The sequence below is a fragment of the Streptomyces sp. SID4985 genome (assembly GCF_009863025.1).
GTDB lineage: Bacteria > Actinomycetota > Actinomycetes > Streptomycetales > Streptomycetaceae > Streptomyces.
This window is the reverse complement of sequence record NZ_WWIR01000731.1, coordinates 1-226: the sequence shown is the minus strand read 5'-3', so window position 1 is coordinate 226 and position 226 is coordinate 1. Positions and strand designations below refer to the sequence as shown.

1 protein-coding gene is annotated in these 226 nt (G+C 83.2%); it reads right to left on the bottom strand.

What is annotated here, in order from left to right; genetic code table 11:
• The coding region (locus GTW40_RS32450) for a hypothetical protein (RefSeq protein WP_161183708.1) at positions 1-226 on the bottom strand (226 nt) is incomplete at both ends.

Sequence of the window (226 nt, the reverse complement as noted above, 5' to 3'; positions counted from 1 at the left end):
CCACCGGCGCGGTCTCCGCGACGGTCACGACGGCCGCCTCGGACCCGGCCGGGGACCCGGCGGGCGCCGACACCTTGCGGGTGGCCCGGCGGCGCGTACGGCCCTGGGGCGCGGCCTCCTCGGCCACGGGCTCCTGGGCGGCGGGCGCCTCGGCCGACGGCTTCTCAGCCGCGGCCTCCCGCGTCACCACCGGGTCCTCGGCGGCGACCGGCGCGGCCTGCGCCTC